General features: G+C 61.8%; 17 protein-coding genes. 10 read left to right on the top strand and 7 right to left on the bottom strand.

Annotated features, from left to right (window positions below; all coding sequences use genetic code 11):
- Positions 1 to 71: 71 nt before the first annotated feature.
- Positions 72 to 581, bottom strand: coding sequence for a GNAT family N-acetyltransferase (locus tag B9A97_RS19830; protein WP_084367593.1), 510 nt, complete (start codon positions 579 to 581; stop codon positions 72 to 74).
- A 304-nt stretch (positions 582 to 885) separates the two neighbouring features.
- On the opposite strand from B9A97_RS19830, the gene B9A97_RS19835 reads away from it, so the two are divergent.
- The 3 genes from B9A97_RS19835 (at position 886) to B9A97_RS19845 (ending at position 1,568) form a co-directional block, all read left to right on the top strand.
- Positions 886 to 1,143: a YjhX family toxin gene (locus B9A97_RS19835; protein ID WP_084367485.1), complete on the top strand. Its 258-nt coding sequence runs from the start codon at positions 886 to 888 to the stop codon at positions 1,141 to 1,143.
- Between the two features lie 88 nt (positions 1,144 to 1,231).
- Entirely contained in the window at positions 1,232 to 1,432 is a 201-nt protein-coding gene (locus tag B9A97_RS19840; RefSeq protein WP_084367487.1) for a hypothetical protein, read from the top strand.
- Positions 1,422 to 1,568 (top strand): type II toxin-antitoxin system RelE/ParE family toxin, encoded by a 147-nt coding sequence (locus B9A97_RS19845; protein ID WP_084367489.1) that lies wholly within the window; start codon positions 1,422 to 1,424, stop codon positions 1,566 to 1,568. Before B9A97_RS19840 ends, B9A97_RS19845 begins: the two co-directional genes overlap by 11 nt.
- Before the next feature lie 220 nt (positions 1,569 to 1,788).
- Here the strand turns inward: B9A97_RS19845 and gatA are convergent, their stop codons facing one another.
- The 3 genes from gatA to B9A97_RS19860 all read right to left on the bottom strand — a co-directional run bounded on the left by gatA (position 1,789) and on the right by B9A97_RS19860 (position 4,415).
- Positions 1,789 to 3,270, bottom strand: a complete 1,482-nt coding sequence (gene gatA / locus B9A97_RS19850) for an Asp-tRNA(Asn)/Glu-tRNA(Gln) amidotransferase subunit GatA (RefSeq protein ID WP_084367491.1) — start codon at positions 3,268 to 3,270, stop codon at positions 1,789 to 1,791.
- Positions 3,271 to 3,355: 85 nt separating this feature from the next.
- Positions 3,356 to 3,643: an Asp-tRNA(Asn)/Glu-tRNA(Gln) amidotransferase subunit GatC gene (gene gatC, locus B9A97_RS19855; RefSeq protein WP_084367493.1), complete on the bottom strand. Its 288-nt coding sequence runs from the start codon at positions 3,641 to 3,643 to the stop codon at positions 3,356 to 3,358.
- Between the two features lie 67 nt (positions 3,644 to 3,710).
- Complete coding sequence (locus tag B9A97_RS19860) at positions 3,711 to 4,415, bottom strand: metal-dependent hydrolase (RefSeq protein ID WP_084367495.1); 705 nt, start codon at positions 4,413 to 4,415, stop codon at positions 3,711 to 3,713.
- 212 nt (positions 4,416 to 4,627) lie between these two features.
- Here B9A97_RS19860 and B9A97_RS19865 point away from each other — a divergent pair, with 212 nt between their 5' ends.
- The gene (locus tag B9A97_RS19865) at positions 4,628 to 4,924 is read left to right on the top strand and encodes an alkylphosphonate utilization protein (protein ID WP_084367497.1); all 297 of its coding nucleotides are present in this window, start codon (positions 4,628 to 4,630) and stop codon (positions 4,922 to 4,924) included.
- 6 nt (positions 4,925 to 4,930) lie between these two features.
- Entirely contained in the window at positions 4,931 to 5,428 is a 498-nt protein-coding gene (ruvX, locus tag B9A97_RS19870) for a Holliday junction resolvase RuvX (RefSeq protein WP_084367499.1), read from the top strand.
- On the opposite strand, the gene B9A97_RS19875 is transcribed toward ruvX, so the two are convergent.
- Complete coding sequence (locus tag B9A97_RS19875) at positions 5,362 to 5,697, bottom strand: DUF6105 family protein (protein ID WP_084367501.1); 336 nt, start codon at positions 5,695 to 5,697, stop codon at positions 5,362 to 5,364. The genes ruvX and B9A97_RS19875 overlap by 67 nt on opposite strands.
- Positions 5,698 to 6,062: 365 nt before the next feature.
- A complete protein-coding gene (locus B9A97_RS19885; RefSeq protein WP_084367505.1) occupies positions 6,063 to 7,706 on the bottom strand; it encodes an acyl-CoA dehydrogenase family protein in 1,644 nt (547 codons plus the stop codon).
- 407 nt (positions 7,707 to 8,113) lie between these two features.
- Here B9A97_RS19885 and B9A97_RS19890 point away from each other — a divergent pair, with 407 nt between their 5' ends.
- Genes B9A97_RS19890 through dprA form a run of 4 tightly spaced genes read left to right on the top strand, consistent with a single transcriptional unit; the run spans position 8,114 to position 12,160 of the window.
- A complete protein-coding gene (locus tag B9A97_RS19890; protein WP_084367507.1) occupies positions 8,114 to 9,067 on the top strand; it encodes an aspartate carbamoyltransferase catalytic subunit in 954 nt (317 codons plus the stop codon).
- A complete protein-coding gene (locus B9A97_RS19895) occupies positions 9,064 to 10,359 on the top strand; it encodes a dihydroorotase (RefSeq protein WP_084367509.1) in 1,296 nt (431 codons plus the stop codon). The genes B9A97_RS19890 and B9A97_RS19895 overlap by 4 nt, the downstream gene beginning before the upstream one ends.
- Positions 10,360 to 10,386: 27 nt before the next feature.
- On the top strand, positions 10,387 to 11,004 hold the full coding sequence (plsY, locus tag B9A97_RS19900) for a glycerol-3-phosphate 1-O-acyltransferase PlsY (RefSeq protein WP_084367510.1): 618 nt from the start codon (positions 10,387 to 10,389) through the stop codon (positions 11,002 to 11,004).
- A 4-nt stretch (positions 11,005 to 11,008) separates the two neighbouring features.
- Positions 11,009 to 12,160 (top strand): DNA-processing protein DprA, encoded by a 1,152-nt coding sequence (gene dprA, locus B9A97_RS19905; protein WP_084367512.1) that lies wholly within the window; start codon positions 11,009 to 11,011, stop codon positions 12,158 to 12,160.
- On the opposite strand, the gene B9A97_RS19910 is transcribed toward dprA, so the two are convergent.
- Positions 12,113 to 12,349: a hypothetical protein gene (locus B9A97_RS19910; protein ID WP_084367513.1), complete on the bottom strand. Its 237-nt coding sequence runs from the start codon at positions 12,347 to 12,349 to the stop codon at positions 12,113 to 12,115. The genes dprA and B9A97_RS19910 overlap by 48 nt on opposite strands.
- Positions 12,350 to 12,605: 256 nt before the next feature.
- Between B9A97_RS19910 and topA the strand changes: the two genes are divergently transcribed.
- Positions 12,606 to 15,278 (top strand): type I DNA topoisomerase, encoded by a 2,673-nt coding sequence (gene topA / locus B9A97_RS19915; protein ID WP_084367515.1) that lies wholly within the window; start codon positions 12,606 to 12,608, stop codon positions 15,276 to 15,278.
- Positions 15,279 to 15,300: the final 22 nt, after the last annotated feature.

Below are 15,300 nucleotides of genomic sequence, written 5' to 3' on the forward strand. Positions count from 1 at the left end.
GGCTCGTCGGCACCGGGGGAATGGGAAGCTGGGTTTACTGGGATTTGTTCTGAAAGCTTTAGGCCTGATCGCTAGAACTCGGTGCCATAGGGCTTCGGCCCCTCCTCGACCAGTTGCTTGGACAGCCCGACGGACTGGACGTCCCGGTCCAACTTCGGATTGTAGGCGACGGTGAGCCAGTGAACCGTGTAGCCGTGCTTCTCGAAGAAATCGACGGCTTCGCGGTTGCGGGCATGGGTTTCGAGGCTTGCCTTGGAAAAACCCTGGCGCACGATCTCCTGCTCGATTTCCGCCAGCAGCGCCTTGCCGAGGCCAAGGCCCTGGTAGTCGGGATCGATCCAGAAATCGGTGATGTTCTCGTCCAGCGCCTCGCGGGCGGCCCAGCCGGCGGGCTGGCCCGATTTCTCGACAACGGAAATCGTGATCCAGGATGAATGGGTGAAGTTGGCAAAGGCGCGACGCGCATTGTCCAGCATCGCGCCGGTCTCGCCCACCGGGATCATCGCCTTTTCCCAAGCGCGAAGGCCGATTTCCGCCAGCAGATCCGCCTCATCGAGCCGCGCATTGCGAATGGTGATCATCGAGTCCTCTTCTTTCATCTGGCAGTAGATCACCTGAAGAGTGGATTTTCCAGAGGGCAGATCGATCGCGTGGACTGAGGCGCATCCACCGAGTCGGCCGAGGAAACTTGACCGGGGCCCGTCCTTGCGGCATATCTGACGCAGCTACACAGGGAGTTTTGATGTACGCTGAGACCCGGTAAAGGCCCCTGCCCGCGGAAAACCGCGCGCAAGGGCCCGACAGAAACGAAGCCCCGACGCCTGACGGCGCCGGATACGTTTTTGTACGTCCGCACGTTGGACGCGATACCGGATCATCAAGACAATGGACATCTCGCGCGCCGAACAGCGCATCCTCCACCTGCTCGCCCAGGGCGGAAGAATAGAACTCATCCGCGACGAAAACCGCAAGATCGAAAAGATAAACTGCTTTTCCCGCGACGGCTGGCTCTATCCCGGCGTCGACCTGACCCTGTTTCGCAAGCTGAAGCAGAAACGGGCCATCTCATCCAAGGGCGGCAAGCCCTACAGGATTACCGAAAGAGGGCTGGTGCTGGTGAGAGCTGAACTGGATAACAGGTAGACTGAAAGACGCTGGCTGCTTTTTTGCCGCCAGCGTCTTTCTACGCCATGAAACCCACTGTCGGCGCGGACTCGATCTATCCTGAGCGATGCGCTACATTCTGTGCATGGAAACAGATGGCAAGAAGCTCCCCGTAGAAGAACTGACAGGCGTTTCGGGAGAACAGCCCGCGGCTGATTATAGCGAATGGAAGGTCGACAAGGTGCGGAAGGCCCAGCAGCAAGCGCTGGACCGCTCCAAGATGATTCCGGCGCATAAGGTTTGGGAGACGTTCGGCTTTGAACGTTAGCTTCACGCCGCAGGCGCTTGAAGATCTTCGCTCGATACACCGTTACATCGCGGACGATGATCCGAAGCTGGCCGACAGGATCATTTCCAGACTCCGTCAGGCCATCGATACCTTATTTTCCACCGCAGGCGTCTAACGCCTCTGACTGCCAACATAACTCTTTATCGTCATGCCGGACTTGATCCGGCATCCAGCAGCGGCGCGTCTGCGCCGCGAAAGAGTCAAGTGCGATCAAAGACTTGATCGCGCTAGATGCCGGCTTGGAGGCCGGCATGACGGGCAAGGTTATACCGCCAAAAGACTACGGCCAACGTTACTCATAACTTTGCCCGCAGCCTGTGGCACCTCGATTTTTCTTACCACCACTTCGCCGGGACAAACTTGCCGGCGGCCTGTTCGATCACATGGGCGGTCTTGAACAGGGTTTCCTCTTCAAACGGCTTGCCGATGAGTTGCAGGCCGAGCGGCAGGCCCTTGGCGTCGAGGCCGGCGGGGACCGACAGGCCGGGAAGGCCGGCCATATTGACCGTGACCGTGAAGATGTCGTTCAGGTACATGGCGACGGGGTCGGCGGCCAAGGCTTCGTCGCCGATGGCGAAGGCCGAAGATGGGGTGGCGGGCGTCAGGATGGCATCGACGCCAGCGTCGAACACCAGTTCGAAGTCGCGCTTGATCAGCGTGCGGACCTTCTGCGCCCGCAGGTAATAGGCGTCGTAATAGCCTGCCGACAGCACGTAGGTGCCGATCATGATGCGGCGCTTCACCTCGGTGCCGAAGCCTTCGGCGCGGGTCTTTTCATACATGTCGGCAATGTCCTTGCCGTCGACACGCAGGCCATAGCGCACGCCGTCGTAGCGGGCGAGGTTGGAGGAGGCTTCCGCTGGCGCAACGATGTAATAGGCCGGCAGCGCGTACTTGGTGTGCGGCAGCGAGATGTCGACGATCTCGGCACCGGCATCTTTCAACCAGGCGATGCCTTGGCTCCAGAGCTTCTCGATGTCATCCGGCATACCGTCGACGCGGTATTCCTTGGGGATACCGATCTTCATGCCCTTGAGAGACTGGCCGAGCGAGGCTTCGTAATTCGGCACGGGAATATCGACCGATGTCGTGTCCTTGACGTCGGTGCTGGCCATCGACTTCAACAGGATGGCCGCATCGCGCACGTCGCGGGCGATCGGGCCGGCCTGGTCAAGCGACGAGGCAAAGGCGACAACGCCCCAGCGCGAGCAGCGGCCATATGTCGGCTTGATGCCGACGGTGCCGGTAAAGGCGGCTGGCTGGCGGATCGAGCCGCCGGTATCGGTTGCGGTGGCACCAGCGCAGAGATGGGCAGCAACGGCAGCCGCTGAGCCGCCGGACGAACCGCCCGGCACCAGCTTCTGGTTCGAGCCTTCGGCCTTCCACGGGTTGACCACAGGACCATAGTGAGAAGTTTCATTGGACGAACCCATGGCGAATTCGTCCATGTTCAGCTTGCCCAGCATGACGGCGCCATCGTTCCAGAGGTTCTGGGTGACGGTCGATTCGTATTTCGGCTTGAAGCGGTTCAGGATGTTCGAGCAGGCCTGGGTGTGAACGTCGCGGGTGGCGAAGAGGTCCTTGATCCCGAGCGGAATGCCCTCCAGCGCGCCGGCCTTGCCGTCGGCAATACGGGCGTCTGAGGCGGCTGCCATCTCGCGGGCCTTTTCCGGCGTCACGGTCACATAGGCATTGATCACGTCATTGGCGCCCTCGATCGCCTTGATATAGGCGTCCGTCAGTTCGACGGCCTTGATCTCCTTCGCGGCCAGCTTGGCGCGGGCTTCGGCAATGGTGAGGCTGGTGAGTTCGCTCATGATGTCGCTTCGCTTCGAATTTGTGTGACTGCTCGACCGGCGGGGCGCCGGCTTGGACCGGCCTCAGCCGGTCCTGACGGTGGCGTTATTCGACCACCTTCGGCACCAGGAAGAAATTGCGGTCAGTCTCCGGCGCATTGGCGACGATGTCGTCCGCCTTGTTGCCGTCCGTCACGACATCGGTCCGCTTGCGCATCACCATGGGTGTAACCGACGTCATCGGCTCAACGCCGGTGACGTCCACTTCAGAGAGTTGCTCGACAAAACCTAAAATTCCATTGAGTTCCCCCATCATGCGCTGCGCATCCTCTTCGTCCAGAGCAATGCGGGCAAGGTGCGCAACACGTTTGACGGTGGCCAGGTCAACGGACATCGGTATTCTCCCTGTCGATCATTCCCCCGCTATAATGGCCCGATGACGCGCACGCAACGGGCTTTTGTCAGACAGCAACCTGTTCGCCCGGCCGCGGCGCCTGGACCTTGGTTTTTGCCCCTTCCATGCCGGCGACGAATTTCTCCGGCGTCTGATCGATGATGCCGAAAGAGCCGTAATGGCAGGGCAGCACGGTATTGAACTTGAAGAAGCGCTGGCACGCCAAAGCCGCCACCGCGCCGCCCATGGTGAAGCGGTCGCCGATCGGCACGATGCCGATCTCAGGCTGGTGCAGCTCGTTGATCAGGCCCATGTCGGAAAAGATGTCGGTATCGCCCATGTGCAGCAAAGACGGCTCGTCGTCGAAATGCAGCATCAGGCCATTGGCATTGCCCAGCGCATGGGACACGCCGTCCTCGGTGATCTGTGCCGACGAATGCAGCGCGTTCGTGAAGGTCACCGTGAAGCTATCGAAGGCAACCGTGCCGCCGGTATTGCCCATCTCGATGCGTTCGACGCCCTTGGAGCCTAGCCAGCTTGCCAGATCGGCATTGGCGAGGACCGTGGCGCCGGTTTCCCTGGCCAGGGCGATGGTATCGCCCACATGGTCGCCGTGGCCATGGGTCAGCAGGATATGGGTGATGCCGGAGGCGGCATCCTTGGCATCGAGGCCCGCAAAGCTCGGATTGCCCGTGAAGAACGGGTCGATGAGGATGTTTGCCTTGGCCGTTTCCAGACGGAAGGCGGCATGGCCGAGCCAGTTGATTTTCATGGGAGAGTCTCCTTTGGAATTTCTGCGCTGGACTATATGTGCGCGCGGGCCGGAACGACAACCTCGTGGCAGCGGTAGATGAGAGATTTGCGGCCGCAGCAAGACGCCTTTCCGGCGCTCGTCCGTCCCCTCGGTTGCGCAGGCTGGACCCGTGCTATAAGCGACCACCAGCCGCCGCAAAGGCGAAGCGCAAGCACACAGGAGCGATTTTCATGGCCGACGACGATTACGTCTATGACGAGGCGACGGGCGAATGGCGGCCGGCGTCCGAACTGGCCGCCGAAGCAGCCAAGGCAAATGCCGTGCATGATTCGGCCGGCAATGAACTTGCCGATGGCGACTCGGTCACGCTGATCAAGGATCTCAAGGTCAAGGGCGCCAATACGACCTTAAAGCAGGGCACGGTCATCAAGTCGATCCGGCTCACCGACAATCCCGAGGAGATCGATTGCCGTTTTGACGGCATCAAGGGCCTGGTGCTGCGCACCGAATTTGTCCGCAAGCGGTAAGCCCAGATGGCAACGCTGACGATCGAGGAACTGGCCGGCGCCCTGAAGCCCGGCGAGGCCATTGCCGGGCTGGACCTTGGCACCAAGACGATTGGGCTTTCGGTCTCCGACATCGGACGGCGCTTCGCCACCCCTCGCCCCGTCCTCAAGCGGGTCAAGTTTACGCAAGATGCTGTCGCGCTGCTGGCCTTCGCCGAGAAGGAAAGGATCGCGGCCTTCGTCATCGGTCTGCCAGTCAACATGGACGGATCATCGGGACCGCGGGTGCAAGCCACCCGCGCCTTTGTCCGCTCCATGTCCGAGAAGACCGAGATCCCCTTCATCTATTGGGATGAGCGGCTATCCACGGTCGCAGCCGAGAGAGCGCTTCTGGAAATGGATGTCTCGCGGGCCAAGCGTGCCGAACGCATCGATTCGGCAGCGGCGAGCTTCATTCTTCAGGGGGCGCTGGACAGGCTTTCAGCGCTCGGAAGAGCGGCATCGGACGGCATCGCCGAGGACTGACGCTTGCGCCACCATAGCGCAATCTCGCGGCGGCGGCGAAAGGCGATGATCGCAAACACCACAGCGCTATCGACGACGATGGCGCGGACAACCAATGGCGGGATGGTCTCTGCGGGGATGCCGAGAATGTCGGCATAGACCTGGAAGACCAGGTCATGGCCCTGGCGGCTCAGCATGAAGTAGCCGAAATTGATGTCGTAATAGGACAGGCCATACCACGTGCTGAGAAGCAAGATGGGCATGGCCCAGAACACCAAAAACCACTTCATGCGGCATTTCCCCTGGAAAGGCGCGGCATAGCGCCATTCAATACGACCCAATTGGTCAACGACATGGCACAGAGCACAAGCGCGGGCACCGTGATGTCCAGCGCCAGGCTCGCGAAAAACGCGGCAGCCGCCAGCAAAAACGCCGCTTTCGACACTCTCGTACCCATGATCCCCATCACTCATTTCGTCCGTGTGGGAAACTGACGCCTTAACACGCGGCACGCAACGTAAACCCTTTGTTAAGGTTAACGGCGAAATGGCGGGGATTGTCCATGGGTCTGCCGGTGGCGCACGCGATCATCCACAGGCGCGCGCGGGCCCTGTGGATGACGGATTTGCCGATGAAAGAAAGACGCGCCCTGCCCTCAGGCGGAGGCGGGATAGAGCAAATCCAGCACGTAGCGGGCATCGAAGCGGGCATCGAGCACACCATAGGTATGGCGCCAGCCGCCAGCGAGGCGCGATTCGAGGAAGGCATCAGCGATCTTACCGGCCCCAAGCCGGTAAAGCTCGGCCGCGCCTGCGGCCAGCGCCATCTGCTCGATCAGCAGACGGGCCGCCCCCTCATCGCGCTCGCACAGCGCGACGGCGGCGCTCAGGACTTCGACCGTCTTCTTGCCCGAAGGCCCGAGGTCGCGCTGGAAGCCGGCAAAGACGGTGGCAAACAGGTCCTTGCCGCGCTGAAGCACGCGCAGGACGTCCAGCGCCATGACATTGCCGGAGCCTTCCCAGATGGCGTTGACGGGTGCCTCGCGATAGTGGCGGGCAATCGGCCGATCCTCGACGTAACCGCTGCCGCCGATGCTTTCCATCGCCTCATAGATCAGCGCCGGGGCAATCTTGCAGATCCAATATTTGACGACGGGCGTCATGACGCGCGCATATGCGGCGTCCTCGGCACTGTCGCGGGCCCGGTCGAAGGCATCGGCCAGCCGGAAGGCGAGCGCGGTGGCGGCAGCGACATCCAGTGCCATGTCGGCCAGGACACGGGTCATCAAGGGCTGATCGATCAGGGTCTTGCCGGAGACGTTGCGGCCGCGAACGAAATGCACGGCCTCGGCCATGGAGGCGCGCATGATGCCAGCCGAAGCCATCGCGCAATCGAGCCGCGTCAGCGTCACCATGTCGAGTATGGTGCGGATGCCCGCGCCGGGATCGCCGAGGAGGTAGCCGAGCGCGCTGTCGAACTCGACCTCGGACGAGGCGTTGGACCGGTTGCCGAGCTTGTCCTTCAGCCGCTGGAATTCGAGTCCATTGGCCGAGCCATCTTCCAGCAGGCGCGGCACCAGGAAGCAGCCCATGCCCTCCGGCATCTGGGCCAACATCACAAAGGCGTCGCTCATGGGTGCGGACATGAACCACTTGTGGCCGTTCAGCCGGTAGATGCCGTCGCTGACACGTTCCGCGCGGCTGGTATTGGCGCGCACATCGGTACCGCCCTGCTTCTCCGTCATGCCCATGCCGATGGTGATGGCGGATTTCTGCATGGCGGGACGGTTGGACGAATCGTATTTGCGCGCGAGGATCTTCGGCACCCATTCGCGCTGGACCTGTGGTGCCGCGGAAATGGCAGCGACCGACGCATTGGTCATGGTCAGCGGGCAGAGATGGCCGCATTCCAACTGTGCGGTGAGGAAAAACCGGACAGCACGAGCCTTGTGCTCCTGGCCCTTGGCATCGGTTTGCGGATCCCAGACGGAAGAATGCAGACCAAGCGACATGGAGCGGCGCATCAGCGCGTGCCAGGCCGGATGGAACTCCACCATGTCAAGCCGCTCGCCGCGCATGCCGTGCGTCCTCAGCTTCGGCGGGCTCTCATTCGCCATGCGGGCGAGTTCCTGCGCCTCATGCGAGGTGACATAGCGGCCGATGGAATCGAATTCGTCCTTGAGATTACGGTGCAGCGAAGCCGACAGATCGACGATCAGCGGATCGGTCCTGAAGGCATTGATACCGGTCCATGGCTTGGGCTGGTTCAATTCAGCGAGTTTGGCTTCTGTCCGGTTCATCTGTGCTTATGCCGATCTACCAAGGCGGCCTCGACCCAAATGATCGGCTGGCGGCGCTTCGGTTCCTTGTTCCTGCTCATGGGTCGTCCCGAAATCGGTTACCGCTTCGGGGCGTCATGCTTCAACCTAGTTCGCCGCCTTTAGAGCCTTTCAGTGCCAAATGGAAGCAGTCTGCCGGAGCGGGTTACAGACCAGCCGAAGGCAAGCGGCATGCTCTTCTCTCATTCCAGCCGATCATCTGTGATTCCGGCGGAAAGATGCCCGGCGCTCCACGAAAGCCGAAAGAACGAATCTTGTTATCACTGGAAGGCTCTAACATGGGGACCGGCCATCAATCCACAGAGCATGTGCTTGCCCATCGGACTGCCTGTCTTTATAGAGCCGGGAACACTGCCGAAGGACACTCCATGGTCTTCTTTCCCCACCGCCATCTGATCGGCATCAAGGGCCTGACTGAACAGGATATCGGCTTTCTTCTGGATAGCGCAGACGAGGCGGTGAAGATCAGCCGCCAGCGCGAAAAGAAGACAAGTACCCTGCGCGGCCTCACCCAGATCAATCTGTTTTTCGAAGCCTCGACCCGCACGCAATCCTCATTCGAGCTTGCGGGCAAACGTCTTGGCGCCGACGTCATGAACATGTCCGTCGGCAATTCCTCCGTGAAGAAGGGCGAGACGCTGATCGACACGGCGATGACGCTGAACGCGATGCGTCCGGATGTCCTGGTCGTGCGCCACTCCAGCGCCGGTGCTGCGGCTCTCCTGTCGCAGAAGGTCGCGTGCTCGGTCATCAATGCCGGCGACGGCCAGCATGAGCATCCGACCCAGGCCTTGCTCGACGCGCTGACGATCCGCCGCGCCAAAGGCAAGCTATCACGCATCACGGTGGCGATCTGCGGCGACATCCTGCATTCGCGCGTGGCACGCTCCAATATCATCCTGTTGAACGCCATGGGTGCCCGCGTCCGCGTCGTGGCACCCGCGACCCTGCTGCCATCGGGTATCTCGCAGATGAGTGTCGAAGTGTTCCACGACATGAAGGAAGGCCTGAAGGGCGCCGATGTCGTGATGATGCTGCGGCTGCAGCGTGAGCGCATGTCGGGCGCCTTCGTGCCGTCGGTGCGTGAATATTTCCACTATTACGGACTGGACGCGGAAAAGCTGAAGGCTGCCAAGGAAGACGCACTTGTCATGCATCCCGGCCCGATGAACCGCGGCGTCGAGATCGCCTCGGAGATTGCCGATGGTCCGCAGAGCGTGATCGAACAGCAGGTGGAAATGGGGGTCGCCGTGCGGATGGCCGTCATGGAGGCGCTGCTGATCTCCCAGAACAACGGTCCGAGAAGCGAGGCCCTGTCATGAGCAAGCGGCCCATCCTTCTCAGCAATGTCAGGATCATCGATCCCTCCCGCAATCTCGATGAGGTCGGGGCCATCCTGACCGATGCGGATGGTCGCATTGTCGCCGCCGGACGCGACGCGCTGAACCAGGGCGCGCCCGAGGGGGCCGATATCCGCAATTGCACCGGCCTCGTTGCGGCACCGGGCCTTGTCGATGCGCAGGTCTATGTGGGCGAGCCCGGCGCGGAGCACCGCGAAACCATCGCGTCCGCAGGCCGTGCCGCCGCCGCCGGCGGGGTGACATCCTTCATCATGATGCCGGAAACCGATCCCGTCATCGATGACATCGCGCTTGTGGAATATGTAAAGAAGACGGCGCGCGATCAGTCGATCGTCAATATCCATCCGGCGGCGGCGCTGACCAAGGGCCTGCGCGGAGAGGAAATGACAGAAATCGGCCTGCTGCAGGCCGCGGGTGCCGTCGCCTTCACCAGTGGCCGCAAGGGCCTGCATGACAGCCAGTTGCTGCGCCGGACCATGACCTATTCCCGGGAATTCGACGCGGTGATCGCGATCGAGCCGCGCGACAAGTATTTGGGCGCAAACGGGGTGATGAACGAGGGCCTGTTTGCGAGCTGGCTCGGACTATCAGGCATTCCCAAGGAAGCCGAGATCATTCCACTCGAGCGCGACCTTCGTCTCGCGGCGCTCACCGGCGCCAAGTATCACGCGGCCAAGATCTCGGTGCCGGAATCGGCAGAGGCGATCTCGGTGGCGCGCGGCCGCGGCGCAAACGTCACATCGGCCATCTCGATCAACAATCTCTCGCTGAACGAAAACGACATCGGCGAGTACCGAACCTTCTTCAAGCTGACGCCGCCGCTGCGGTCCGAAGATGATCGCGTGGCCATGGTCGATGCGCTGGCCAAGGGCACTATCGACATTATTGTCTCATCGCATGATCCGCAGGATGTCGATACCAAGCGCCTGCCCTTTGCCGATGCCGAGGACGGCGCGATCGGGCTTGAGACGCTGCTGGCGGCGGCTCTTCGCCTTTATCACAGCGACCGTGTGCCGCTGATGCGGCTGATCGATGCCATGTCGACGCGCCCGGCACAGATCTTCGGGCTTGATGCGGGAACGCTGAAGCCGGGAGCGGCTGCCGATATCGTGCTCATCGATCTCGATGAGCCTTGGCTGGTGACCAAGGATGTGCTTGTCTCCCGCTCGAAGAACACGCCGTTCGAGGATGCCCGCTTCTCCGGTCGCGCCATTGCGACCTATGTGGCGGGTGCCCAGGTTTATTCGCTTTGACCATGTGACGCCTTCAGGAGGCCTGGGTTGACTGACCTTTCGATTTTCGACATCAGCCTGACGGCGCTGCTCGTCTCTGCGATCGGCGGCTACCTTCTCGGCTCCATCCCGTTTGGCCTGGTGCTGACCCGCATGGCGGGCCTCGGCGACCTCCGCTCGATCGGCTCAGGCAATATCGGCGCCACGAACGTGCTGCGCACCGGCAACAAGAAGCTTGCCGCCGCGACATTGCTGCTCGATGCGCTGAAGGCAACGGCGGGCGCCCTGATCGCCCAGTGGATCTTCGGCGGCGATGCGGGGCTGATCGGCGGTTTTGCTGCGTTCATCGGGCACCTGTTCCCGGTCTGGCTCGGCTTCAAGGGTGGCAAGGGTGTGGCCACCTATATCGGCACGCTTCTCGGCGTCGCGCCGCTGATGGTGCTGGTGTTTGCCGCGTGCTGGCTTTCGGTTGCCTTCCTCAGCCGCTACTCGTCTTTGTCCGCACTGGTTGCAACTCTTGTTATTCCGGTTGTCCTGTGGATACTGGGCATCCAGGATGCCGCCATCGTGACCGCCGTGATGACCGTCATCACCTGGATAAAGCACAAGACCAATATCCAGCGGCTCATGGCCGGCACGGAAAGCAAGATCGGGCAAAAGGGGTAGAGGCATGTCCCACGTCAGCGCAAGGCGAACCGGCATCGCGCTGACGGAGAAACAAAAGATCGCCTGGCTCCGGCTGATCCGCAGCGACAATGTCGGCCCCTCCACCTTCCGAGACCTGATCAATCATTTCGGCACCGCCGATACCGCCCTTATGATGCTGCCGGAACTGTCGCGGCGCGGCGGTTCCACCCGGTCGGTCCGGATCGCCAGCGAAGCCGACGCCATCCGCGAGCTGGAGATTGCCGAGCGGTTCGGCGCCTGCTTTGTCGGCATCGGCGAGCCGGACTATCCGCCCGCACTTCGGCAGATCGATGGCGCGCCACCGCTCCTGGCGATGAAGGGTAATCTCAACTGTACGGCCATGCCCGCTGTCGGTGTCGTCGGTTCGCGCAATGCCTCGATTTCCGGCGCGAAGTTCGCAGCTATGATTGCCCGCGATGTCGGGCGCGCCGGTTACGCCGTCATCTCGGGCCTTGCGCGCGGCATCGATACCGCCGCCCATCGGGCAAGCCTGGACACCGGAACCATTGCCGCCATGGCCGGCGGGCTGGACCAGCCCTACCCGCCCGAAAACATCGGCCTGCTCGATGAAATCTGTTCCGGCAAGGGTTTGGCGATCAGCGAGATGCCGTTTGGCTGGGAGGCCCGGGCACGGGATTTCCCCCGACGCAACCGGTTGATTGCCGGCGTCTCCCTCGGTCTCGTCGTGGTGGAGGCGGCCAGCCGTTCCGGCTCGCTCATCACCTCACGCCTTGCTGCCGATTTCGGACGCCTCGTCTTTGCCGTGCCGGGATCGCCGCTCGACCCGCGCTGCCACGGAACCAATGGACTTTTAAAGAACGGCGCCATCGTCACTACGGAAGCAAGGGATGTGCTGGAAGCCCTGGCGCCGATCTCGGAGATCGACCTCTTCACCCCCGTCGAAGCGCAGGAACCACCACAGGAACAGGATCGCCCGATGGCGATGCCACCGAGCGAGCGGGAGCGAGAGCAGATCGTGGATTCGCTAGGGCCGACACCGGTCGAGGTGGACGACATCATCCGGCATACCGGCTTGCCGGCGGCACAGGTCTATCTTGTGCTTCTGGAACTTGACATCGCCGGTCGGCTACAAAGGCATGCGGGCGGACTTGTTTCCATTAGTATGCTGGATTGAGGTGAGCGCCCGGCGGCCCGATTGCACGTCGCCTGCCTCCACATAGGCCATCTCGATCAGATAGCAGAGCATATCGGCACCCTCGTTCTGGGCGACCTGTCTCAGTTCGCCCAGCATCTGCCTGATATAGGCGATATTCTCCCGTGTCCGGGCGGGGTCAAGGGAAGCGCCGACATGTTTATGGGCCATATCAAGATCCTGGAACAGCAATTAGGGGGCGCAGAAAGGTTGTAAGCGCGACTGCAAAAAACGATAAACTATTTATCTATAATTGCAATAACAGTGAAAACTCTTGCAGGTTGCATCGCGTTGTAACCAACAGAAAATCGCCCCTACCCCTTGACCGCAGCCGAATCCCTGTCCATGTCGGGAAGCCGGAAGTGGGGGATGTGTCGCGAAAGCCCCGCAGCAACTGTCCGTTCGCGCTAGATCTCAGAGAAACAATATGAATGTCGTAGTGGTAGAATCGCCCGCCAAGGCCAAGACAATCAACAAGTATCTCGGCTCCGGCTACAAGGTTCTCGCTTCCTTCGGCCACGTCCGCGATCTTCCGGCGAAAGACGGTTCGGTACTTCCCGACGAAGACTTCCAGATGCTTTGGGAGGTCGACAACGCCTCGCAGAAACGCATCAAGGACATTGCCGACGCGCTCAAGGGGGCCGATGGCCTTATTCTTGCGACCGACCCGGATCGCGAGGGCGAAGCGATTTCCTGGCATGTGCTCGACGTGCTGAAGAAGAAGCGCGCGATTGGCGACAAGACCGTCAAGCGCGTGGTCTTCAACGCAATCACCAAGAAGGCGGTTCTGGATGCCATGGCGCATCCGCGCGATATCGATGAGCCGCTGGTCGATGCCTATCTGGCGCGTCGTGCTCTCGACTATCTCGTCGGCTTCAACCTGTCCCCGGTCCTGTGGCGCAAGCTTCCCGGCGCCCGTTCCGCGGGTCGCGTGCAGTCGGTTGCCTTGCGGCTGGTCTGCGACCGCGAAAACGAAATCGAGCGCTTTGTCTCCGAAGAATATTGGAACCTTTCGGCGCTCCTGAAGACACCACGGGGCGACGAGTTCGAGGCCCGCCTGGTATCCGCCGACGGCAAGCGGTTGCAACGCAACTCCATTCCCAATGCCGACACGGCCAACCGGCTGAAGACGCTGCTCGAAGGCGCGACCTATGTGGTCGACACCGTCGAGGCCAAGCCGGTCAAGCGCAATCCGTCGCCGCCCTTCACCACGTCGACCCTGCAGCAGGCCGCCTCTTCCAAGCTCGGCTATTCCGCGTCGCGCACGATGCAGATCGCGCAGAAGCTCTATGAGGGTATCGATATCGGCGGAGAAACCGTCGGCCTGATCACCTACATGCGTACCGATGGCGTGCAGATGGCGCCGGAGGCGATTGACGCCGCCCGCGCCGCCATCACCGATCAGTTCGGTCCTCGCTACCTGCCGGAAAAGGCACGCCTCTATTCGACCAAGGCGAAGAATGCCCAGGAAGCCCACGAGGCGATCCGCCCGACAGACTTCAACCGCTCGCCCGACAAGGTTCGCCGCTTCCTCGATGCCGACCAGTTGAAGCTCTACGACCTCATCTGGAAGCGCGGCATCGCCAGCCAGATGGCATCGGCCGAAATCGAGCGCACGACGGTCGAGATCCTGGCGGACCGCAACGGCGACAAGGCCGGCCTACGTGCTGTCGGCTCCGTTATCCGCTTCGACGGTTTCATCGCCGCCTATACCGACCAGAAGGAAGACGGCGAACAGAGCGATGACGGCGACGACGAGGATGGTCGCCTGCCGCCGATCGATCCGCGGGACAAGCTTGCCAAGAGCAAGGTCAACTCCACCCAGCATTTCACCGAGCCGCCGCCGCGCTATTCGGAAGCCTCGCTGATCAAGAAGATGGAAGAGCTCGGCATCGGCCGACCCTCGACCTATGCGGCGACGTTGAAGACGCTCAGCGACCGCGAATATGTGGTGACCGACAAGCGCAAGCTGGTGCCGCATTCCAAGGGCCGGCTGGTGACGGCCTTCCTGGAAAGCTTCTTCACCAAATATGTCGAATACGACTTCACGGCCGACCTGGAAGAAAAGCTCGACAAGATCTCCGCGGGTGAGTTGAACTGGAAGGACGTGCTGCGCGACTTCTGGAAGAATTTCTTCGCCCAGATCGAGGAGACCAAGGAGCTCCGCGTCACCAACGTGCTCGATGCCCTGAACGAGGCGCTGGCCCCGCTGGTGTTTCCGAAGCGCGAGGACGGCAGCGATCCGCGCATTTGCCAGGTCTGCGGCACCGGCAACCTGTCGCTGAAGCTTGGCAAATACGGTGCCTTTGTCGGCTGTTCAAACTATCCGGAATGCAACTATACGCGCCAGCTGACATCCGAAGGCGGCGCGGAAGCCGAAGCGAGCGCCACCAACGAGCCGAAGGCACTGGGCAAGGACCCGCATACCGGCGAGGAAATCACGCTGCGTTCGGGCCGCTTCGGGCCCTATGTCCAGCGGGGCGACGGCAAGGAAGCCAAGCGCTCGTCGCTGCCCAAGGGCTGGCGGGTCGAGGATATCGACCACGAGAAGGCGCTAGCGTTGCTCTCCCTGCCGCGCGACATCGGCCAGCATCCGGAAAGCGGCAAGATGATCTCGTCCGGCCTTGGCCGCTATGGACCGTTTCTGCTGCATGACGGCAAATATGCCAATCTCGAAACCATCGAGGACGTCTTTACGGTCGGCCTCAACCGCGCCGTGACCGTGCTGGCGGAGAAGGCTTCCAAGGGCCCGAGCAGCCGCGGCGGAACGCCGGCGGCGCTGAAGGAGTTGGGTGAGCACCCCAGCGGCGGCGCGATCACCGTGCGCGACGGACGTTATGGCCCCTATGTCAACTGGGCCAAGGTGAATGCCACCCTGCCGAAGGGCAAGGATCCGCAGAGCGTCACCATGGAGGAAGCGCTGGCACTGATCGCCGAGCGCTCCGCCAAGGATGGCGGCAAGCCGGCCAAAGCCGCGAAGAAGGCTCCTGCCAAGGCGGCAAAGGCCAAGAGCGCGGACGCCGCTGAAGGCGAGACCAAACCGAAGAAGGCTGCCGCCAAGCCGAAGGCAAAGGCCGCACCAAAAGCGAAGAAGAGCTGATCCGTGCCAAAACTACCGCGCG

The sequence above is a fragment of the Rhizobium sp. RU36D genome (genome assembly GCF_900176345.1).
GTDB lineage: Bacteria > Pseudomonadota > Alphaproteobacteria > Rhizobiales > Rhizobiaceae > Allorhizobium.